15 protein-coding genes and 2 tRNA genes are annotated in these 21,559 nt (G+C 69.9%); 5 read left to right on the forward strand and 12 right to left on the reverse strand.

Annotation, left to right across the window (positions count from 1 at the left end; translation table 11 throughout):
• Positions 1-54: 54 nt before the first annotated feature.
• Positions 55-2,724: a valine--tRNA ligase gene (locus ACLF6P_RS13085; RefSeq protein ID WP_415950341.1), complete on the reverse strand. Its 2,670-nt coding sequence runs from the start codon at positions 2,722-2,724 to the stop codon at positions 55-57.
• Between the two features lie 139 nt (positions 2,725-2,863).
• Here ACLF6P_RS13085 and ACLF6P_RS13090 point away from each other — a divergent pair, with 139 nt between their 5' ends.
• Positions 2,864-3,826 carry a hypothetical protein gene (locus tag ACLF6P_RS13090; RefSeq protein WP_415950343.1) on the forward strand — a complete coding sequence of 321 codons (963 nt, stop codon included), beginning with the start codon at positions 2,864-2,866 and terminating at the stop codon, positions 3,824-3,826.
• A 152-nt stretch (positions 3,827-3,978) separates the two neighbouring features.
• Positions 3,979-4,989: a hypothetical protein gene (locus ACLF6P_RS13095; protein ID WP_415950345.1), complete on the forward strand. Its 1,011-nt coding sequence runs from the start codon at positions 3,979-3,981 to the stop codon at positions 4,987-4,989.
• Between the two features lie 89 nt (positions 4,990-5,078).
• Here the strand turns inward: ACLF6P_RS13095 and clpX are convergent, their stop codons facing one another.
• The 5 genes from clpX to ACLF6P_RS13120 form a co-directional block, all read right to left on the reverse strand.
• Positions 5,079-6,362, reverse strand: coding sequence for an ATP-dependent Clp protease ATP-binding subunit ClpX (gene clpX, locus ACLF6P_RS13100; protein WP_415950346.1), 1,284 nt, complete (start codon positions 6,360-6,362; stop codon positions 5,079-5,081).
• A gap of 224 nt (positions 6,363-6,586) precedes the next feature.
• On the reverse strand, positions 6,587-7,267 hold the full coding sequence (locus ACLF6P_RS13105; RefSeq protein WP_415950348.1) for an ATP-dependent Clp protease proteolytic subunit: 681 nt from the start codon (positions 7,265-7,267) through the stop codon (positions 6,587-6,589).
• A 96-nt stretch (positions 7,268-7,363) separates the two neighbouring features.
• Entirely contained in the window at positions 7,364-7,969 is a 606-nt protein-coding gene (locus ACLF6P_RS13110) for an ATP-dependent Clp protease proteolytic subunit (protein WP_415950497.1), read from the reverse strand.
• Positions 7,970-8,353: 384 nt separating this feature from the next.
• Positions 8,354-9,751 (reverse strand): trigger factor, encoded by a 1,398-nt coding sequence (tig, locus tag ACLF6P_RS13115; RefSeq protein ID WP_415950350.1) that lies wholly within the window; start codon positions 9,749-9,751, stop codon positions 8,354-8,356.
• Between the two features lie 174 nt (positions 9,752-9,925).
• A tRNA-Pro gene (locus ACLF6P_RS13120) sits at positions 9,926-10,002 on the reverse strand.
• 163 nt (positions 10,003-10,165) lie between these two features.
• On the opposite strand from ACLF6P_RS13120, the gene ACLF6P_RS13125 reads away from it, so the two are divergent.
• Both ACLF6P_RS13125 and ACLF6P_RS13130 read left to right on the forward strand, forming a co-directional pair.
• A tRNA-Gly gene (locus tag ACLF6P_RS13125) sits at positions 10,166-10,239 on the forward strand.
• Between the two features lie 173 nt (positions 10,240-10,412).
• Complete coding sequence (locus ACLF6P_RS13130; protein ID WP_415950351.1) at positions 10,413-11,042, forward strand: hypothetical protein; 630 nt, start codon at positions 10,413-10,415, stop codon at positions 11,040-11,042.
• Between the two features lie 24 nt (positions 11,043-11,066).
• Here ACLF6P_RS13130 and ACLF6P_RS13135 read toward each other — a convergent pair whose 3' ends face one another.
• Entirely contained in the window at positions 11,067-11,261 is a 195-nt protein-coding gene (locus ACLF6P_RS13135) for a hypothetical protein (protein WP_415950353.1), read from the reverse strand.
• Between the two features lie 476 nt (positions 11,262-11,737).
• Here ACLF6P_RS13135 and ACLF6P_RS13140 point away from each other — a divergent pair, with 476 nt between their 5' ends.
• Complete coding sequence (locus ACLF6P_RS13140) at positions 11,738-12,895, forward strand: acyltransferase family protein (RefSeq protein ID WP_415950355.1); 1,158 nt, start codon at positions 11,738-11,740, stop codon at positions 12,893-12,895.
• Positions 12,896-12,930: 35 nt separating this feature from the next.
• Here ACLF6P_RS13140 and ACLF6P_RS13145 read toward each other — a convergent pair whose 3' ends face one another.
• The 5 genes from ACLF6P_RS13145 to ACLF6P_RS13165 all read right to left on the reverse strand — a co-directional run bounded on the left by ACLF6P_RS13145 (position 12,931) and on the right by ACLF6P_RS13165 (position 21,470).
• Entirely contained in the window at positions 12,931-14,319 is a 1,389-nt protein-coding gene (locus tag ACLF6P_RS13145) for a DUF6177 family protein (protein WP_415950356.1), read from the reverse strand.
• A gap of 125 nt (positions 14,320-14,444) precedes the next feature.
• Positions 14,445-18,422 (reverse strand): type VII secretion protein EccCa, encoded by a 3,978-nt coding sequence (gene eccCa / locus ACLF6P_RS13150; protein ID WP_415950357.1) that lies wholly within the window; start codon positions 18,420-18,422, stop codon positions 14,445-14,447.
• 22 nt (positions 18,423-18,444) lie between these two features.
• Positions 18,445-19,701, reverse strand: coding sequence for a MinD/ParA family ATP-binding protein (locus tag ACLF6P_RS13155; RefSeq protein ID WP_415950498.1), 1,257 nt, complete (start codon positions 19,699-19,701; stop codon positions 18,445-18,447).
• A gap of 40 nt (positions 19,702-19,741) precedes the next feature.
• On the reverse strand, positions 19,742-21,094 hold the full coding sequence (gene eccD / locus ACLF6P_RS13160; RefSeq protein WP_415950359.1) for a type VII secretion integral membrane protein EccD: 1,353 nt from the start codon (positions 21,092-21,094) through the stop codon (positions 19,742-19,744).
• Between the two features lie 13 nt (positions 21,095-21,107).
• On the reverse strand, positions 21,108-21,470 hold the full coding sequence (locus ACLF6P_RS13165; protein ID WP_415950360.1) for a hypothetical protein: 363 nt from the start codon (positions 21,468-21,470) through the stop codon (positions 21,108-21,110).
• Positions 21,471-21,559: the final 89 nt, after the last annotated feature.

The raw sequence follows: 21,559 nt of genomic DNA on the forward strand, positions 1-21,559 counted from the left end.
CCGGAACCAGGACGGTTCCGGGACCCTCACGCGTAGGACTCGCAGAGCTACCGGCTACGCCGCGGGCAGCCGCTCCAGCTGGCCCTTGATCCGCTCGATGTCCGCCTCGGCCTTCGCCAGGCGGGTACGGATCTTCTCGACGACGTGGTCGGGGGCTTTGGCCAGGAACGCCTCGTTGCCGAGCTTGCCGTTCGCCGCCGTGACCTCCTTCTCGGCCGCCGCGAGGTCCTTCGTGAGGCGCTTGCGCTCGGCCTCGACATCGATCGTGCCCGAGAGGTCGAGCGCGACCGTGGCACCCGCGACCGGCAGCGTGGCGGTGGCGGCGAAGCCCTCGCCCTCCGGCTGGAGCCGCAGCAGCTGGCGGATGGCCGGCTCGTGCGCGTCGAGGCCGGTGCCGGTCAGGTCCAGGCGGGCCGGAACCTTCTGGCCGGGCTGCAGGCCCTGCTCCGTACGGAAGCGGCGGACCTCGGTGATCAGCGACTTGACGGTCTCGACCTCCTTCTCGGCGGCCGTGTCCCGGAAGCCCCCCGGTGCGTCAGCACCAGGAACAGACACAGCCGTCGGCCAGTCGGCGATCACCAGGGACTCGCCGCCGGTCAGGGTGGTCCACAGCGTCTCCGTGACGAACGGGACGACCGGGTGAAGCAGCTTCAGCGTCACGTCGAGGACCTCACCGAGGACGCGCTTGGTGTCCTCGGCCTCCTGGCCGCCCGCCATGAACGTGGTCTTGGTCAGCTCCACGTACCAGTCGAAGACCTCGTCCCAGGCGAAGTGGTACAGCGCCTCGCTGAGCTTGGCGAACTGGTAGTCCTCGTAGAGCCCGTCGACCTCGGCGACGACCTCGTTCAGGCGCGAGAGGATCCACCGGTTGGTCGCCGAGAGTCGCTCGGCGGGCGGGAGTTCGCCCTCGACGGTGGCGCCGTTCATCAGCGCGAAACGGGTCGCGTTCCAGATCTTGTTGGCGAAGTTGCGGGAGGCCTGGACCCAGTCCTCGCCGATCGGGACGTCCGCCCCGGGGTTCGCCCCCTTGGCCAGAGTGAAGCGGACGGCGTCGGAGCCGTACGCGTCCATCCAGTCGATCGGGTCCACTGCGTTGGGGTTGGACTTCGACATCTTCTTGCCGAACTCGTCGCGCACAAGGCCCGTCAACGCGACGGTGCGGAACGGGACTTCGCCGTCCATCGCGTACAGACCGAACATCATCATCCGGGCGACCCAGAAGAAGATGATGTCGTGGCCGGTGAGCAGGACATCGGTCGAGTAGAACTTCTCCAGGTCCGGGGTCTGCTCCGGCCAGCCGAGCGTGGAGAACGGCCACAGGCCGGAGGAGAACCAGGTGTCGAGGACGTCCTCGTCCTGCTTCCAGCCCTCGGCCTCCGTGCCCGGCGGCGCCTCGTCGGGTCCGACACAGACGACCTCGCCGTTCGGCCCGTACCAGACCGGAATGCGGTGGCCCCACCACAGCTGGCGCGAGATGCACCAGTCGTGCATGTTGTCGACCCAGTCGAAGTACCGCTTCGACAGCTCCTGCGGGTGGATCGCGACCCGGCCGTCGCGCACCGCGTCACCGGCGGGCTTCGCCAGCGGGCCGACCTTGACCCACCACTGCATCGAAAGCCGCGGCTCGACGGTGGTCTTGCAGCGGGAGCAGTGGCCCACGGAGTGGACGTACGGACGCTTCTCGGCGACGATCCGGCCCTGCTCGCGCAGCGCGTTCACGATCGTGGACCGGGCCTCGAAACGGTCGAGCCCCTGGAACGGACCGTGGACGGTGATGATTCCGCGCTCGTCCAGGACCGTCATGGTCTCGAGCCCGTGGCGCTGGCCGATCGCGAAGTCGTTGGGATCGTGCGCGGGCGTCACCTTGACGGCGCCCGTGCCGAACTCCGGGTCGACATGCTCGTCCGGCACGACCGGGATCGTACGGTCGGTCAGCGGCAGTTTGATCCGCTTGCCGACGAGGTGCTTGTAGCGCTCGTCCTCGGGGTGCACCGCGACGGCGGTGTCACCGAGCATCGTCTCGGCGCGGGTCGTCGCCACGACGATGGTCTCCTCGCCCTCGCCGTACTGGATCGAGACGAGCTCACCGCTGTCGTCCTGGTAGTCCACCTCGATGTCCGACAGGGCGGTCAGACAGCGCGGGCACCAGTTGATGATGCGCTCGGCCCGGTAGATCAGGCCGTCGTCGTACAGGTCCTTGAAGATGGTCTGAACGGCGCTGGACAGGCCCTCGTCCATCGTGAAGCGCTCGCGGGACCAGTCCAGACCCGCGCCGAGGCGGCGCAGCTGGCCGAGGATACGGCCGCCGTACTCCTGCTTCCACTGCCAGGTCTTCTCGACGAAGGCCTCACGGCCGATGTCGTGGCGGGACTTGCCCTCCTCGGCAAGCTGCTGCTCGACCTTGTTCTGCGTCGCGATGCCCGCGTGGTCCATGCCGGGCAGCCACAACGTCTCGAAGCCCTGCATCCGCTTGCGCCGGGTCAGGGCGTCCATGAGCGTCACCTGGAAGGCGTGCCCCAGGTGCAGTGCGCCCGTGACGTTCGGCGGCGGGATGACGATCGTGTACGGCGTCTTCTCGCTCTTGGCGTCAGCGGTGAAGTAACCGCGTTCTACCCAGCGCTCGTACAGCTTCCCCTCTACCTCGGCCGGCGCGTACGTCTTCGGCAGTTCGGGTTCGGGCATGCTGTTCGGCCCGCCTGTGGGGCGCTGAGTGTTCTCGGTCACGAGAGTCAGTTTAGAGGCGTCACAGGGCTGTACCGAAACTGGAATTCTCGGTAACGGTGTACCCCCCGCCGCCCCGTTCCGGGTCACCTTCCGTCAGGATGTTCGGAACACATAAGTTTCTGGAGGGGGAACCCACGGCATGAGTTACCAGCAGCCGGGTCCGTATGGGGGTCAGCCGGGTGGGCAGCCGCAGCAGCCCGGGCCGTACGGTCAGCAGGGCGGCGTTCCGCAGCAGCCGCAGCCCGGCTACGGGTATCCGCAGCAGCAGCCACCGCAGCAGCCGGGGTACGGCGCCCCCCAGCAGCCCGCGTACGGGCAGCAGGCGGGCGGCTACGGTCAGCCGCAGCAGCCGGGGCCCTACGGGCAGCAGCCCCAGGCGCCGTACGGACAGGCGCCCTACGGGCAGGTGCCGCCGCCCCCTCCGCCGGTCGGCGGCAGCGGCAAGAAGATCGGCATCATCGCCGGTACGGTCGTGGCGCTCGCGGCGATCGGGGGCGGGTTGTGGTGGTTCCTGGGCGGTGGTTCGGGTTCCTCGGAGGTCGCCGACGACGGTCCGCACAAGCTGACGGCCCCGCAGACGGTCCTGGACGGAAAGTACAAGCAGTCGGACTCCGGCAGCGGCACCCTCAGCGAGGACGACACGAAGGACGCCGAGGACTGGGGCGTCAAGAACCCGAAGGACGTGGACGGCGAGTACGAGGCCGGCCAGGACCTCACGCAGGAGAACATCGCCTTCGCCGGTGTCTACGGCGAGATCGAGGACCCGCAGCAGGTCGTCGACAGGGCCTTCGCGCAGATGAAGGCCGAGGCCGAGAAGGAGCCCGAGAAGGGCGAATTCGTCGGCGATCCCGAGTCGTTCGACCGCGACGGCGCCGTCATCAAGTGCCAGGAAGCCAAGATCAAGAACCCTGGCGGCGACGGCTCGATGGACAAGGGCCCGGCGGAGTTCACGATGCCCGTCTGCATCTGGGCCGACTACAGCACGGCCGCGATGGTCACACACATCAATGTCGCCGGCCTGATCACCGGCAACGGCACGACGCCCGAACAGGCCGCCGACTACACCGCGAAACTCCGCAAGGAGGTGCGCGTCAAGCTCTGACGCACACCCCGCACCGCAGCCCGAACCCCCGCCCCCCCCCCGACCGCGCACCGCACCACCCAACGGGGCCTCCGCCAGCACGGTGTGCCAAGTCCCGATCCGGTCAGAGTGCTTCGAAATACCAAGCCGTTCTGAGCAGAGGATTTCACTTCATGAGCTACAACCAGCCCGGCCCCTACGGCGGCGGCCAGCCGCCGCAGGGTCCCTACGGCCAGCAGCCCCAGCAGCCCCAGCAGCCGGGGCCCTACGGCCAGCAGCCGCCGCAGCAGCCCGGGTACGGCTACCCGCAGACGGCTCCCGGCCAGCCGCAGGCCGGTTACCCGCAGACCGCGCCGGGCCAGCCCGCGTACGGGCAGCAGCAGCCTTATGGCCAGCAGCCCTACGGCCAGCAGCAGCCGTACGGCGCCCCGCAGCCCCCGATGGCTCCGCAGGGCGGCAGCGGCAAGAAGGTGGTCGCGATCATCGGTGCCGCAGTGCTGGTGGCAGCGCTCGGCATCGGCGGCTACTTCGTCTTCTCGGGCGGTGACGACGACGAGGGCGGCACGGGCGGCGGTGGCGGTGGCTCCAACGTGGCCGCAGGCGAACTGAAGGACGACGGCCCGCATGTCTTCGAGGCCAAGAAGAGCGTCCTCGGCGGCGAGTACAACCAGCTGAAGGTCATCGAGTCCGCTCCGGACCCGAAGCCCATGAAGCCCACCGTCGGCATGCCGAAGATCCTCGCCGACGGCTCCAAGATGGACGACCCGATGTCACTCACGCTCGTCTACGCGAACCGCTCGGCGCAGGAGCTGCAGAACCCGGCCAACGTGGTTGGCTCGAAGGCGATCACCTTCGTGGGTCTGTACGGCAAGGTCGAGGACCCGAAGCAGGCGCTCGACGACGTCTTCACCGAGCTCCAGAACGACAAGTCGCAGGGCCTGACCATGATCGGCTCCCCGAAGTCGGTCACGCCGGACAGCCTCGGCGGCGCCATCATGAAGTGCCAGCAGGGCCAGGCGAAGAACCCGGCCACCGGCAACATCGACACCCAGTACGTCTGCATCTGGGCCGACTACAGCACCATCGGCGTGGGCATCCCGGCCAAGGACGGCAAGGGCACGCCGCTCGATTACTCGGCGGACCTGACCGCGGACCTGCGCAACGACATCCGCGTCAAGCGGTAGTACGCGGCACGCCTGCGAGGGCACGCGTACGAAGAAGGGCGCCCGGCCGGAGAACCGGCCGGGCGCCCTTCTTGACGGCGGTGCGTGCGCTACGCGCTCTTCTCGCGCGGCCCGTCGTTCTTGCCGACGATGCGCGGGACCAGCGTCGGGTTGACGTTGGAGTGGACGACGTCGGGGGTGATGACGACGCGGGCCACGTCCTTGCGGGAGGGCACCTCGTACATCACCGACTGCAGGACCTCCTCCATGATGGCGCGCAGGCCGCGCGCGCCGGTCTGGCGGAGGATGGCCTGGTCGGCGATGGCTTCGAGGGCCTCGCGCTCGAAGTCCAGCTCCACTCCGTCGAGTTCGAAGAGCCGCTGGTACTGCTTGACGAGCGCGTTGCGCGGCTCGACGAGGATCTGCAGGAGCGCTTCGCGGTCGAGGTTGTGGACGCTGGTGATGACGGGGAGCCGGCCGATGAACTCGGGGATCATCCCGAACTTGACCAGGTCCTCGGGCATGACGTCCTCGAACTGGTCCTTCTCCTCCAGCTCGCGCTTGGAGCGGATGGTCGCCCCGAAGCCGATGCCCTTGGCGCCCGCGCGGCCCTCGATGATCTTCTCCAGACCGGCGAAGGCGCCGCCCACGATGAACAGCACGTTCGTGGTGTCGATCTGGATGAACTCCTGGTGCGGGTGCTTGCGTCCGCCCTGCGGCGGCACGGAGGCGGTGGTGCCTTCCAGGATCTTGAGCAGGGCCTGCTGGACGCCCTCGCCGGAGACGTCACGCGTGATCGACGGGTTCTCGCTCTTGCGGGCGACCTTGTCGATCTCGTCGATGTAGATGATGCCGGTCTCGGCCTTCTTGACGTCGTAGTCGGCGGCCTGGATCAGCTTGAGCAGGATGTTCTCGACGTCCTCGCCGACATAGCCGGCCTCGGTGAGCGCGGTGGCGTCGGCGATCGCGAACGGCACGTTCAGCATCCGGGCGAGGGTCTGCGCGAGCAGGGTCTTGCCGGAGCCGGTGGGGCCGAGGAGGAGGATGTTGGACTTCGCCAACTCGATGGCGTCATCACGCCCTTGGGCGCTGTTCTCGCCGGCCTGGACGCGCTTGTAGTGGTTGTAGACCGCGACGGAGAGGGCCTTCTTCGCCGACTCCTGGCCGACCACGTACCCCTCGAGGAACTCGTAGATCTCGCGGGGCTTGGGCAGTTCCTCCCAGCCCACCTCGCTCGACTCGGCGAGCTCCTCCTCGATGATCTCGTTGCAGAGGTCGATGCACTCGTCGCAGATGTACACACCGGGTCCTGCGATGAGCTTCTTGACCTGCTTCTGACTCTTTCCGCAGAAAGAACACTTGAGCAGATCGCCGCCGTCACCGATGCGTGCCACGGAGTGCTTCCCCTTCGCCTGGGAGACGCCCTTTCGAGCGACTCCTGGTGCCTCATATCCGACGGTACCTTGCCGGGCCCCCCGTTCGGGCCCCCCTTGGCGCGGTTCGCTGCGGGCGAGCACCCCGCGTGTCATGGCGGATCGGCCTTGACGCGCGGGGTGCGGCCGCGACGAGGGAGTGCGGGCAGCGCTGTCGTCGGTCACCCGACCGAGGTCGCGGGACCTCAGGAGAGCGAGTCGTTGTTCATCTTCCGGGTGGAGACGATCTGGTCGATGAGACCGTACGCCAGCGCGTCCTCGGCGGTGAGGATCTTGTCGCGCTCGATGTCCTCGCGGATCTTCTCGATCGTGGTCGAGGAGTGCTTGGCCAGCATCTCCTCGAGCTGCGAGCGCATCCGCAGGATCTCGTTGGCGGCGATCTCCAGGTCGGAGACCTGGCCACGGCCCGTCTCGCTGTACGGCTGGTGGATCAGCACGCGGGCGTTCGGCAGCGCCATGCGCTTGCCCGGCGTACCGGCGGCGAGCAGGACGGCGGCGGCCGAGGCCGCCTGGCCCATGCAGACCGTCTGGATGTCAGGCTTCACGAACTGCATCGTGTCGTAGATCGCGGTGAGCGCCGTGAAGGAGCCGCCGGGGCTGTTGATGTAGATCGAGATGTCGCGGTCCGGGTCCATCGACTCCAGGCACAGGAGCTGTGCCATGACGTCGTTGGCGGAGGCGTCGTCGATCTGCACACCGAGGAAGATCACGCGCTCCTCGAAGAGCTTCGCGTACGGGTCGTACTCGCGCACGCCCTGCGAGGTGCGCTCGACGAAGCGCGGGATGACATAACGGGACTCGGCGCGGGGGCCCTGGTATTCGGCCTGCATGCGCTCGTAGAGACCGCTGCCGGGGAAGTCGTTCACTGGTGTTCTCCTGGAGTGAGCTGGGGGTCGGCTTCGGGGCGTCTCGGACCTGGTCAGGCCTCGGACCTGGTCCGAGGCCTGGTCTCAGGCCTGGCCTCAGGCCCCGGTGCCGCCGCCGCCCGGCATGCCGGCGGCCGTGGGCATGATGTCGTCGATGAGGCCGTACTCCTTGGCCTCCTGCGGGTCGAACCAGCGGTCGCGGTCCGAGTCGCGGGTGACCTGCTCGACGGTCTGGCCGGTGTGGAATGCCGTCAGCTCGGCCATCTTCTTCTTGGTGAGAAGCAGCCGCTCGGCGTGGATCTTGATGTCCGACGCGGAGCCCGCCAGGCCCGCGGAGGGCTGGTGGATCAGGATCTCGGCGTTCGGCAGCGCGAAGCGCTTGCCGGGGGTGCCGGCGCTCAGCAGGAACTGGCCCATGGAGGCGGCCATGCCCATGGCGATCGTCACGACGTCGTTCTTGATGTACTGCATCGTGTCGTAGATCGCCATGCCCGCGGTGATCGAGCCGCCGGGGCTGTTGATGTAGAGGTAGATGTCCTTGTCCGGGTCGGAGGCAAGGAGCAGCAGCTGCGCGGTGATCTTGTTGGCGATGTCGTCGTCCACCGGCTGGCCGAGGAAGATGATCCGCTCGTTGAGCAGCCGGTTGTAGACCTGGTCGCCGAGGCCGCCACCGATGGAAGGCTCGCCGGCGGCGGAGGGCATCAGATTCGTCACGTATCCACCTGCTCGTCTTACGACGGCGCCGGGCCGTCTCACGTCTTCTGCTGGGGGCGTGGGACCCCGTGTCGCCCCGCCGATCCCGGCGGTGTCCGGGGACTCCCCTGCCCTCGTATTCATGGACCCTAACGCGCGGGCCGTCGCGGGCAATCCCGGTATGGGAACTGTTCGCTGTGAGCGCAGGTCGCCCCAGGTCGTACGCGGGCCTCCCGGACGGCAGGGTGCAGGCCGGGGTCTCACGGACGGCAGGGCGTACGCCGAAGCCTCCGGACGGCAGGGCGCAGGCCGGGCCCGCGCGGACAAACGTACGGGCCCCCGGACGCGGCAAGCGTCCAGGGGCCCGTGCTCAAAGCCTCGAAGCCATCAGGCTCAGGCGTCGGCCTTGGTCTCGCCCTCGGCCTCGGTGGTGCCGGTGGCCTCGGCGGCGACCTCGGCTGCCTCCTCCACCTCGTCCTCGTCGTCGCTCAGGTCGACGACCTCACCGTTGGTGTCCTTGACCGTGGCGGCCTCGACGACGACCGCGAGGGCCTTGCCGCGGGCGACCTCGCCGACCAGCATCGGGACCTGGTTGCCCTCGACGACGGCCTGCGCGAACTGGTCGGGGGACATGCCGGAGGAGGCGGCGCGGCGCATGAGGTGCTCGGTGAGCTCCTCCTGGCTGACGTTCAGCTTCTCCTTGTTGACGAGCTCGTCGAGGACGAACTGCGTCTTGATGCCCTTGACCGCCTGCTCCTTGGTCTCGGCCTCGAACTCCTCGACCGTCTTGCCCTGGATCTGCAGGTACTGCTCCAGGTTCAGGCCCATCTGGCCGAGCTGGTGGTTCTCGAGGTTGTGCCTGCGCGTGTTCACCTCGTCCTCGAGCAGCTTCTCGGGGACGGGGATCTCGACCAGCTCGAGCAGCTTCTCCAGGACGCGCTCCTGGGCCTGCGTGGCCTGGTCGTACTCCTTCATGTTCGCGAGGCGCTTGCGGCTGTCCGCCTTCAGCTCCTCCAGGGTGTCGAACTCGGAGGCGAGCTGCGCGAAGTCGTCGTCGAGCTCCGGCAGTTCGCGCGCGGCGACCTGCGAGACCTTGACGGTGACCTCGGCGTCCTTACCCTCGGCCGAGCCGCCCTTGAGCTGCGAGGTGAAGGTGGCCTCGCCGCCGGCCTCGAGACCGGTGACGGCCTCGTCGATGCCGTCGAGGAGCTCACCGGAGCCGATGGTGTACGAGACGTCGGAGGCGACGCCGTCGGCGAGCACCTCGCCGTCGACCTTGGCCTCCAGGTCGAGGGTCACGACATCGCCCTCGGCGGCGGCGCGCTCGACCGGGGAGGTGGAGGCGAAGCGCTCACGGAGCTGCTCGACGGACTTCTCGACGTCCTCGTCGGTGACCTCGATGGCGTCGACCTCGACCTCGATGCCGGAGAAGTCCGGGATCTCGATCTCGGGGCGGACGTCGACCTCGGCGGTGAAGTTGAGGGTCTCGTTGTCCTTGAGGTCGGTGATGTCGACCTCGGGCTGGCCCAGGACGTTCAGCTCGGCCTCGTTGACCGCCTGGGTGTAGAACTTCGGAAGCGCGTCGTTGACGGCCTCCTCCAGAACCGCACCGCGGCCGAAGCGCTGGTCGATCACACGGGCGGGGATCTTGCCCTTGCGGAAGCCCTTCACCGTGACCTGCTGGTTGATCTTCTTGTACGCCGCGTCGAGGCTGTCCTTGAGCTCCTCGAAGGGCACCTCGACAGTGAGCCGAACCCGGGTCGGGTTCAGGGTCTCCACGGCGCTCTTCACGGTTCGGTCTCCTTGTGGCTGACTGCTTTAGGTTTCCTGCTGAGCCAGACAGCTGCAGCGGATGCGCGTAGCCGGGACACTCGCGGATTCGGGAGGTGGCACACGGGCACGCAGCTTGCATAGTAACCGCAGCGGGTGCGCGCCCCAAAAGGCGATCTTGATCTCGCGTGATCGTGGTCGGGGTGGCGGGATTTGAACCCACGGCCTTCCGCTCCCAAAGCGGACGCGCTACCAAGCTGCGCCACACCCCGTCGGTGCGACACGTAGGGTACATGCTGGCCGGAGCCTCGGCCGCCGCATTTCCCGGGGCCCTGCCCGGGCTCGTGGGTGGGGTGTGCACCGCACCGCGCGGACCCGCTACGATGCAGGTGCACCGCGGCCACACCACCTGGTGGTCTCCGCGGCGCGAGCGCTGCGGGCGTAGCTCAATGGTAGAGCCCTAGTCTTCCAAACTAGCTACGCGGGTTCGATTCCCGTCGCCCGCTCCAAAGGGTGAAGGCCCAGGTCAGAGGATGCGTTCCTCTGAGCTGGGCCTTCGGTCTTCCTGGGCCGGATCAGGTGTCCGGCCCGAAGCCGCTACACCGACCCCGCGGGAACAGCACCCTCTCACTCCCCCAGAAAATCGATCTTCGATCGCTGATCGTTGTGGCAAGTTCCGTGCATGTCCAATGACGTCGCGTATCCCATCTTCCACACTCCCGATCCCGCACTCGCGCTGCGCGTGGCACGCCAGTTGCTCAGCGTGGGCGACCAGGAGTACGCGCAGAAATACGCACGTGTGCGTGTTGATGTCGAGCTTCCCCGGGTTGAAGACGTCCTGCTCGTCCTGAAGGCGATGCCCGAGGCGTGGTTCAGGAAAGAGGACACCGACGACTGGTTCCGGAATCAAAGCGACCCAACCGGTCTGCACGCTGGGGTTCACGGGCCGCAACTGCCTGCTGACGCCGCCTTCCTGGCCACGCACCTGCCGCTGTGGGCTTCGATGGTGGATCAACCCGTAGGAAGCATCGAAGACACCTTCACAACGGTCGCCAGCAAGTACATGGCAGAGATCTACTGGGACTGCCTCGGGTGGCCGGAGGTTCCAGAGCGTGGCCTGTACGCGGACTACAAGCACGCAGAAGTCTCCGTACTGTTCAACGCCGCCACCCGCGAGATGGACGAGTGGTCCAACGGGCACACCGTCCTCGTCCACGTCCGCCACCGAAACGGTGACGGGTACGAAGAACGGCATGCATCGTGGCTGACCGAACAGATCGGCCAGACCGTCATCGGCCCACCCCAGTTCTGACCTTCCGGACCGGCGAGGGCGGCGTCAGAACTGGATGTCGTTGAGGGTGCGGCCTATGGAGTCCAGGAAGCGTTGGATGTCGTCGGCCATCCCGGTGGAGGCGAGGAAGAAGCCGAAGAGGACCGCGACCACGGCCGGGCCCGCCTTGAGCGAGCCCCCGCGGATCAACACCACCAGGATGATCGCCAACACGAGTACCGCTGAAAGCGAGAAGACCACAACTGATCACACCCTAGGTCGGTCCACACTGCCGCCCGGAGGCACACACTCCCGCACGCCCCCGCCAGAACCATCGTGCCACCAACGGGCCGTCCGTATGCGGCGGGTGACGGATCGTCGGCCACAGGGCGGAGGACGCGCACGGGATTCGGCTTGATCGTTTCCATGTGTGGGCGGTGCGTGCACACCGTGTTCATGATGAATTCGAATTTCGAATTATTGGCACGGACACAGCCCCGAGGACACTGCAACGGCAGCCGCGAAGGAAGTCGCGCGGAAGTCGCGAGGGAAGCCACAGGGAAGCCACAGGGAAGCTACAAGGGAGACAGTCCGGGCGATATGCCCGGATATGAGGGGGCGAATCAACCCATAGCGCATGGGTAGTTGGGCCCCGGATAAGGCGCATGGCGTGTATCACGTTCTTATTTCGGCGCGGGGTTTTACGTGAACCGTCAGGCGCCACTAGGGTGCGTCGAATGTTCCACGCTGCCACCACCCCGGAAGGCGCAGTGCGGTCACAGCACCGGACCCCCCTTCCCCCCACCCAGGTACCGGCATCCACGACCCAGGAACCCTCACCGGCCCCCACCCCGGTGAAGCCCGGCAGGCAGAGAGACCCGTTCTTCGACAACGCGAAGTACCTGGCGATCGTCCTCGTCTCCGTGGGGCACTTCTGGGGGCCGCTGATGGGCGGCTCCCGCACGGCATCGGCGCTCTACCTGTTCGTCTACGCGTTCCACATGCCGGCGTTCATCCTCGTCTCCGGCTACTTCTCCCGCAGCTTCGACCTGCGCCCGGACCGGCTGCGCCGTCTCGTCACCGGGGTGCTCGTGCCCTATCTGGTCTTCGAGGCCGCGTACACCTTCTACATGCGCTGGGTGCTCGGCGACTCGGCACACCGGCTCAGCCTGCTCGACCCGTGGTACCTGACCTGGTTCCTCGCCGCGCTCTTCGTCTGGCGCCTGACCACGCCGCTGTGGAAGTCGATCCGCCATCCGGTCCCGGTGGCGCTCGCCATCAGTGTGCTCGCCTCCGTCACGCCGAGTATCGGCGACGACTTCGATCTGCAGCGTGTGCTGCAGTTCCTGCCCTTCTTCGTGATCGGCCTCAGCCTCAGGCCCGAGCACTTCCAGCTCGTACGCCGACGTGAGGTGCGCCTGCTGTCGGTGCCGGTCCTCGCCCTCGCGCTGGTCGCCGCGTACTGGCTGGTCCCGCGGATGTCGGAGGGGTGGCTCTACCACTCGTCGAGCGCCCAGGAGCGGGGGGCCACGTGGTGGACGGGCATCGGGATGTCCCTGGTGCTGCTCGCCTGCTCGATGGCCCTGGTGGTCTGCTTTCTCGCCTGGGTGCCCAGGCGCCGCACGTGGTTCACGGTGCTCGGCGCGGGGACGGTGTACGGCTATCTGCTGCACGGTTTCCTCGCCCAGGGGGCGCGCAGCTGGGGCTGGTACGACCCGGCGTGGGTGCACCACCCGCTCGGCCAGATCCTGGTGACCGTGCTCGCGGCCGTCGCGGTGACGCTGATGTGCCTGCCGCAGGTGCGGCGGGTGCTCCGGTTCGCCGTGGAGCCCCGTATGGCGTGGGCGTTCCGGCGGGATGCGGCGGAGCTGTCCCGGGAGCGCGCGAAGGCCTGAGGCCCCCGGCGTCGTCCCCCGACGCCCCGGGGTCCTCACGCGCCCTTGAGGTGCCGCATCAGCTTCTCGAAGGCCGTCCAGGCCGTGAGGTCGGACGGGTCGCCGGGCAGCGGGTAGTAGAGGGCGGGGCGGGTCTTCGGGCCGAGCTCGACGGGGGCCTCGGCGAGCGGGGTGCGGCGGGCGCGGTCGCCGGGCATGGCGCGTACCTCGTCGGCGCCGAGCGCGAAGCCCGCGGGGACGGCGGGCGCCTCGAAGTGCGGCGGCACGGCGAGGTCGCGGCGGGCCTTGCGGATCTGTACGAGCAGCGACTGGAGACGGTGGCGGGTCGCGAGGGTCTCGGCGAGGGCGGGGAGCCGGTCGAGCGGCGGCCGCTCGTCGGCTCCGTAGCCCGCGATGACCGTGATGTCCTCCTCGACGCCCGCCTTGGTGCGGTTGACGCGCAGGCTCGCGAAGAGGCTGTCCCCGACCGCGTACAGGAGCGTGGGCTCCGGGGAACGCTCGTGCGCGAGGTCGGTGAGCCCGCGCAGTGACCACGGCAGGTTGACCGGTTCGGCGGTCCCCCAGCCGGCCGGTGGTGCGCAGCGCAGCGCCTGGCATACGGATTCGAGGGCGCCGCCGAGGACGAGGCGGTCGTCGGCGGGATGGACGGTGCGGAACTGGAGGGTGAGCTGGCGTTCGCCGGTGTCCGTGACGTTCTTGAAGACCTCGGGCACGGGGGTGGCGCCGTCCTCGCCGGGGACCGGCTGGAACAGGCCGCCCTGCCAGGCGAGTACGGCGCCGGAGAGGCCGTCGTAGTAGCCGCATTCCTCGTCGCGTACGACCCAGCGCGAGGGCCAGCCGTCGAGCGCGGCGCGGACGGCCGGGGTGAGGCGGGCGCCGGAGGGTGTGACGATCTGCAGGCCGATGCCGGCCGCGGCGGCGGCGCCGACCGCGGTGGACAGCCAGGCCGTCATGGGGACGACGGGGCGGTCCTGGATGACGACGGCGGTCTTGTCGGTGAGGACGTCCACGGAGCTGCCCGCGAGTTCCGAACCCACCTGTACGCCCTCGGTGTCGACCACGTCGAGGCTGCGGGCGGCCTCCGGCGGCCAGACCGCGCCGCCGACGAGGGAGGCGATACGGGAGACGTAGCCGGCGGCGAGTTGTTCGGCCTCGGCGACGCCGGTGCTCGCGCGGGCCTCGGTCCACCAGTACGGCAGTTCCGGCTCGCGTACGCCGAGCAGGCGGGCGGCCTCGCCGGGGACCTGGACGAGCAGCGGGGCCTCGGCGGAGACGAGGGGGCGGCCCTGTTCGTCGCAGAGCTGCACCAGGGCGCCCTCGCCCGCCGACTGCACCTGCTTGTCGGGGCCGCCGGCGAGCAGGCCCGCGAGGACGCTCAGCGGGTCGGGCATCTGTGTCGTGAGGGCGATGACGTCCTTGGTCATGACTCGTCTCTCTGGTGGGGCTCTCGGCTGTGCGTTGCTGCTGGATTGTCAGTGGGCGGCAGTAGCCTGGAACAGGGCTCGGCCCCCAGGGAGGGCGGGGTCTGTGCACGTACCCCGTACGCCGTTCACCCCGCGTGCACCGTCTGGATCAGCCGCGAGCTCTCTCCCCTGCGGACGAACATCCCGCGCCCCGTGGGCTGCGCCGAGGCGTACACCCCGGGGAAGAGCTGGCCTTCGCTGCGGTCGCCGGTCATCACGAGCGCCGAGGAGCCGGATTCGCGCAGCCCCTGCACCATCGGCTCGTACAGGCCGCGCGAGGCGCCCGCGACGCGTCGCGTGAGCACGAAGTGCAGGCCGATGTCGGCGGCCGAGGGGATGTACGGCAGGAAGGGCGCGAGCGGCTGCTGGCCCGCGGTGGTCAGGACGTCGTAGTCGTCGACGAGGACCACGATCCGCGGGCCCGAGCCCCAGCTGCCGGGTTCCAGGTCCTCGGTGTCCTGGGTGTCGTCCGGCATCCGCTTCTCCAGCTCGGTGGCGATGCCCGCGGAGAGTCCGGCGGCGAGCTTGGCGTTGTACGCGTAGCCGCCGCGGTACTCCTCGGGGATCGCGCCGCGCAGCCCGCGCCGCGGGTCGAAGACGGCGAAGACCAGCTCGTCCTCGCTGTAGCGCTCCATCAGGCCGTCGGCGACCACGCGAAGGAGGTTCGTCTTGCCGCATTCGCTGTCGCCCATCACGATCAGATGCTGGTCGTGTTGGAAGAGGTCGAGCAGGACGGGACGCAGCGCGCTCTGGTCGAGGGCGATCGGGACCCGCTTGGGTTCGGCGGCCGGTCCGGGCAGGAGTTCCTTGTCGAGGACGTGCGGCAGCACCCGTACGGGCTGGGCGACCTCACCGGTCCAGGTGGCGCGTACGGTACGGGCCGTGCGCTCCAGGACGGCGCCCAGCTCGGTGGTCTCTGCGGACGAGTCCGTACGGGGCAGGGCGACCTGGGCGAACAGCTTGGCGTCGGTGAGGACGCGGCCGGGCTCGTCCGGGGAGAGCGTCTCGGCTAGCTTGCGGTCGATGCTGGACTCGGTGGGGTCGTTGAGGCGCAGTTCGACGCGGGTGCCGAAGGTGGTCTGGGTGGCGATCCGGACGTCGTTCCAGCGCAGCATGCTCGACACGACGTGGATGCCGTAGCCGCCGCCGCGCTTGAGGAGGTCGGTGACCGCGTCGTCGAGGTTCTCGAAGTCGTCGCGCAGGGCACCGAATCCGTCGATGAGCAGCACGATCTCGGTGGAGGCGAGTTCGGGGAGCCGTCCCGCGGCGCGCAGGTCGCGCAGCTGCTCGACGGAGTCGATGCCGTGGGCGCGGAAGAGTTCCTCGCGCTCTTCGAGCATGGTGCGCACCTCGTCGACGGTCCGCGCGGCGCGTTCGCGGTCGGCGCGGCCCGCGATGCCGCCGACGTGCGGAAGGCCGGTGAGCGCCTGCAGTCCGCCGCCGACCAGGTCGAGGCCGTAGATGCCGACTTCCTGCGGGGTGTGGGTGAGCGCGAGGGACAGGGCGAGGGTGCGCAGGAGCGTGGTCTTGCCGGACTGCGGGCCGCCGATGACGGCCGCGTGGCCGCCGGCGACGGTGAGGTCGAGGATCCACTGGCCCTGCCACTGCTTGGCGGGGTCGTCGAGCAGCCCGAGCGGGATCCGCAGCGGTCCGTGCCGCCCGCGCAGCTGCATGCCGCGCGCGCCCACGTCGATGGGGCCCGCGACCTTGTCGAGGGCGACGGCTCCGGGGAGCGGCGGCAGCCAGATCTGGCGTACGGGGTCGGTGGGCGCGTCCTCCAACTGGGAGACGAGGACGCCGAGTTCGGTGGGGCCGGTCTCGCGGCGGCGCATCTGCGGTTCGGCCGGTCCGGTGGAGGTCTCGGGTTCGGCGAGGGTGTTGTACGCCTCGTAGGCGAGGGCGAGCGGGCCGGCGTCCTCCTCCTCGCGGGCGACGGGTCCGCGGTAGGCGCCGGAGACGTAAGAGGCCTTGAACCGTTCGTAGACCGACATGTCGACCTTGAGATAGCCGAAGCCGGGCAGCGGCGGCAGGTGGAAGGCGTCGGTGGTGTCGAGGACGGTGCGGGACTCGTCCGGGGAGAAGGTGCGCAGACCGAGGCGGTACGAGAGGTAGGTGTCCAGGCCCTTGAGCTTGCCGCCCTCGATGCGCTGCGAGGAGAGCAGCAGGTGCACGCCGATGGAGCGGCCGATGCGGCCGATGGAGAGGAAGAGGTCGATGAAGTCGGGTTTGGCGGTGAGGAGTTCACCGAACTCGTCGATGACGACGAAGAGGTGCGGCAGTGGGTCGAGGTCGGGGCGCTTGGTGGCGCGCAGGGCCGCGTAGTCGCCGATGTCGGCGACGTTCCCGGCGTCCTTGAGTACCTGCTGGCGGCGCTTGACCTCGCCGGCGAGGGAGGCGTGTACGCGCTCGACGAGGCCGGCCTGGTTCTCCAGGTTGGTGATGACTCCGGCCACGTGCGGCAGGTTGGCGAAGGGGGCGAAGGTGGCGCCGCCCTTGTAGTCGACGAGGACGAGGGAGAGGTCCTCCGGCGGGTGGGTGGCGACGAGGGCGAGCACGAGCGTGCGAAGCAGCTCGGATTTTCCGGAGCCGGTGGCGCCGACGCACAGGCCGTGCGGGCCCATGCCCAGTTCGGAGGACTCCTTGAGGTCGAGGAGTACGGGTTCGTGGTTGTCACCGATGCCGATCGGGACGCGCAGGAAGGCCCGTTCGCTGCGCGGCGCCCACAGCCGGTCCAGGTCGAGGCGGGCCACGTCGTCGATGCCGAGCAGTTCGGCGAAGTCGACCGGTCCGGACAGCGGCGCGTCGGCCATGGACTCGGCCGAGAGCCGCAGGGGCGCGAGCATCCGGGCGATGCCCTCCGCGCCGGGCACGGTCACCTCGTCGACGCTGCCGTGCGCGCTGATCGGCTCGGCCTCGCGGAGGTCCTCGATGAGCACGCGGTCGCCGTCGACGGTGATCCGTACGGACACCTGTCCCGGCTCCTGCACCCGCTCCGCGAGCAGGTGCAGCACGGAGACGCCCATGTCGCGCAGGCCCACCGCCTCGTCGGGGCGCGGGAGTTCGGCGGCGTCGGCGCCGTGGCCGTCGCTGACGACGAGCAGCCGGGAGGTCATGGCGAGCGCGCCCCGGTCGGAGAGGCCGCGGCGCACCTCGGCCGCGTAGGAGGCGCGGCGGCGCAGTTCGTGGCCGATCTGGCGGGCGAGCTGGGCGGGGGAGGGTGCGATACGGCGCGCGGCGACCGGGCCGTCGAACTGGTCGGGGTCCAGGAGGTGCGGCAGCCACTTGGCCCACTCCCAGTCCGCGAGCCGCTCCCCCGGCACCGCGAGCGCCATCGCCACGTCGTCGGGTGCGTGGGTGGCGGCGGCCTGGACGAGCAGGGCGCGGGCCACGCGCAGGGTGTCCTCGCGGGGGCCGACGATGCTGATGTTGCCCGCGCGGTCCAGGGGGACGGTGAGCGGGAGTTCGGTGCCCGTGCGGAAGCGGTCGATGAGCGCGGACGCCTCGTTGAGCATGAACCTGTCGGGCGGGGTGAGCACGGAGGAACCCTGCTGCTGCAGCTTGAGGTCCCGTACCGGCATCTCGCCGGTGCCGACTCGTACCCGCAGGAAGTCGCCGTCCATCCGGCGCCGCTCCCACAGGCGGGCCGGGTCGCGCACAAGGTCGTAGAGCGCGGACGGGGGCGGGTTGAGGATGCCGGCGCGTTCGCGGCGCTGCTTCTCCTCGGCGGAGAGCTCTTCGCGCAGCTCCTCCAGGTATTCGAGGTAGGCCTCGCGCTGGGTGCGGCGGGCGCGGCCCGCCTTGCCCTTCTGTGAGAAGACGAGGACGACCGAGCCGACGATGGTGACGATGAGGATGAGCGCGCCGATCGCGGCGAAGGCTCCGTTGCCGCGCAGCACCGTCATCATCACGACCGAGGACATGACGCCGGCGACCGGGAGCAGCGAGGTGGCGGCGTTGCCGCCCTTGCCGTCGGGCAGGTTCGGCGGCGGCTCGATGACGCGGGCCTCGGAGGCGGCGGCCGGGCGGGTGGTGCGGGCCGGGCGGTGGATCAGTCGGGTGCTCATCGGTGGTTTCCCGTATCCGGGTTCAGCGGAGCTTCTGGGACAGCTGGAAGACCTCGGCGGCGAGGCGGGTCGTGGCGGCCCGGGTCGGCCGGGCGAGCAGCTCGGTGCGGATCGCGCCGCCGGAGGCGAGATGCCGGTCGTACGGCAGGACCTGGACCTTGGCGCCGGTGGCCGCGAGTTTCCCGGTGGCCTTCGCCAGGTCGAGCCCGCCGTGCGGCACCTGCTCGGTGAGCACCACGACGGTGCCGTCGATCATGTGCCGGGGCAGTCCCTGCATCCACTGCAGGACGGAGTGTGTGGACGTGACGCCTTCCAGCGTGGCGGGTGCGACGAGGATCCGGGCCTGGGCGGCGGACAGGGCGGTACGGGCCACCTCGGCGGGCAGCGTCTCGCAGTCCACGACGGTGATCCCGAAGTAGCGGCGCAGCGAGACCATGACCTTCTCGTAGGCCTTGAGGTCCAGCATCGCGCCGATCTGGCCCTGGCTGCCGGGGAGCAGCCAGGCGTTGTCGGGGAGCTGGACGAGGTAGCCGGTCACGTCCAGCAGCGACATCTGCGGGACGACGATCGAGGCGAGATCGCCGGTGGTCCAGCGCAGCGCCTCCGCGCCGACGCGCAGCGGCAGGGTGCCGAGCGCCGGGTCGGCCTCGACGAGCAGGACCGGGTCGTGGCGGTAGTGCGCGTACGTGGTGCCGAGCAGCGCGGCCACCGTGGACTTGCCGGCGCCGCCGCGGATCGAGGTGACGGCGATCTGCCGGCCGGTGGTCACGGGGGCCTGCAGCAGTTCGCCGAGCCGCGAGGCCTCGGCGACCTCGCGCGCGGCGCTCGACGAGACGGTCCTGCGCACGGCCCTGACCGCCCGCGTCATGAACGGCTCCCCGTGCCGCGGCTTGCGGTGCGCGGCGGCCAGCTGCCGGTCGAGGACCTGACGGGAGTCCGGGGTGCGGGGACCTTGGGTGTACGGGGAGGGGGAGGGGGTGGGCGTGAGTGTGGGCGTGGGAGTGGGCATGGGCGGTGCGGGCCGGTGGTGCGCGGGGGTGCCCGGCCGGGGCTGCCCGGGAGCGGGAGCCTGCGCGGGAGCGGGAGCCTGCGCGGGAGCGGGAGCCGCTGCCTGGCCGCCCTGGGAAGGAGCCTGCGCGGGCACGGGACCCGCTGCCTGGCCGGCGGACGGAGCCTGCGCGGCGGCGGGAGCCTGGGCATGCCCCGGCGCGGCCGCCGTGCCCCCCGTACCCCCGAGGTCGCGCAGCACATCGCCCTGCCAGTTGCCGCTGTTCGGCATGTCCGTGCTCACTTCCCTACGCCCCGTTCCCCTTGGATCTTCAGAACTTGTCGAGCAGCTGCCCGTACACACCGAACGCGCCCACCGCGAGCGGGAAGAGTCCGATGACGCCGATGGACTCGATCAGATCGGCGATCCGGCGCAGCCGGACCACCACATGCTCCGGCGGCTGCACGGCCAGCACCAGCAGCGGCAGCAGCGCCGCCGCGCAGAGGACGGCCAGCGGTCCGACGCCTTCGGCGTGCCCCGTCCACAGCATGACCAGGCGTACGACGAGGAAGCCGGCCGCCACGAACAGCGCCGCGACCTCCGCGACCAGCGGGAAGGCGCGGGCCCGCGAGAGCAGCACCACCGCGGTGAGCGAGGCGAGCAGCACGGTCCACACGGTGGGCCGGGCCGCGGTCAGCAGGAACCCGGCCGCCGCGGCCGAGAGCGCGGTGACGATCGTGGCGAGCGCGAGCCCGCGGTGGGTGGCGGCCAGCGCTCCGGAGACCTGGTGGCGGCTGACGGAGGCGCCGCCGGAACGGCGGTCGTCGAGGCCGGTCAGGCCCGAGGCCATGAGGGCGAGCCGCGGCAGCATGCCGAGCAGGACGACGGAGACGACGGCCATCACGGCGCCGAGCCGGGCCGGATCGTCCTGGAGGGCGGCGGCAAGCTCCCAGATCAGTGTGAAGCCCGCGGTCGCGGCGGCCCCGATCAGTCCGCCCCGGCCGAGCGGCGCGAAGAAGCCGAGCAGGAGCTGGGCGAGCACGAGCGCGCCGCCCACGGCCGCCGTGCGCGCCATGCCGGACCAGGCGTGGGCATCGGCCGCGGTCCATGCGGCGAGCAGGCCGAGTACACCGGAGGTGAGCAACAGCGCGGTGGCCAGGCCCCGATTGCCCGCGCCGATCTTCGCGACCAGCGCGCCCGCCGCGGCGAGCGCCAGGGTGGCCACGACGAGCGCGGTCGCGACGGACGTGAGGGAGAACTCGGCGCGCGCGAGCAGCGCGGTGATCACGGTGAAGACGAGGGTGGCGAGTCCGGCACCGGCCCGGCGGACGGCGGGTCGCCAGCGCCAGGCGCGCAGGTCGAGGTCGTCGGCGACCTCGTCGGTCACGTCGTGCACGACGGGGGCCGGGGGTGCCGCATGGGCGCGTACGAGACGGAGCACCGCGCCGTCGGCGACCTCGGCGGAGGACAGGGTGGACTCGTGCGGCAGCACCGAGCCGTCTGAGGTGATCAGCTGCCGGGTCATCGGCCGTGCGGCGGCCCGGTCGTCGAGCAGCTGGAGGATGTCGGGCAGCAGTTGCCCGATGGGGGTGTCCGAGGGCAGAACGATGTCCGCCCGTCGGCGCTCACCGACGAGGGTCACTCGGCTGAGTTGCGCTCGGGAACTCGTTGCAGTGCTCACCACTTACCGGAACCTATCATCGCGAAATCGGAGCGGACGGCGGCTCGTTGACGTCCACGTATTTACCGGATTGCCCGAATTGCCGGTCTCGCCAGTCGTACTGAACGCCCCGGACAGCCTCCGCACCGAGCAGCTGCTCCTGCTTCTGCCGCTGCTCGCGCTGCTCCGCCTCGCGCTTCTCCAGCATGCTCTGCACGAAGGACCAGCCGACACAGCCCGCGCAGATCACCGCGGCGACGGCGATGCCGGCGAAGACCTTGCCGAGCCGTTCGTCGGCGGTGCGGCGGGCGCGCTGGGCGCCGAAGAGCAGGGCATCGCGCAGCCGGCGCCGGCGTACCGACACCGACTCCAGCAACTGGCTGTCGTAATCCCGCGCCATGTCCCGTGGCCGCCCCTGCACCTATCGCTTCCGCTTGCCTGCTGCGTCGTCCGTCCCGTGCGCGCCCTGCGCGCCGCACGCTCCCGCCC

This window comes from Streptomyces lothianensis (assembly GCF_047779955.1).
Classification (GTDB): Bacteria; Actinomycetota; Actinomycetes; order Streptomycetales; family Streptomycetaceae; genus Streptomyces.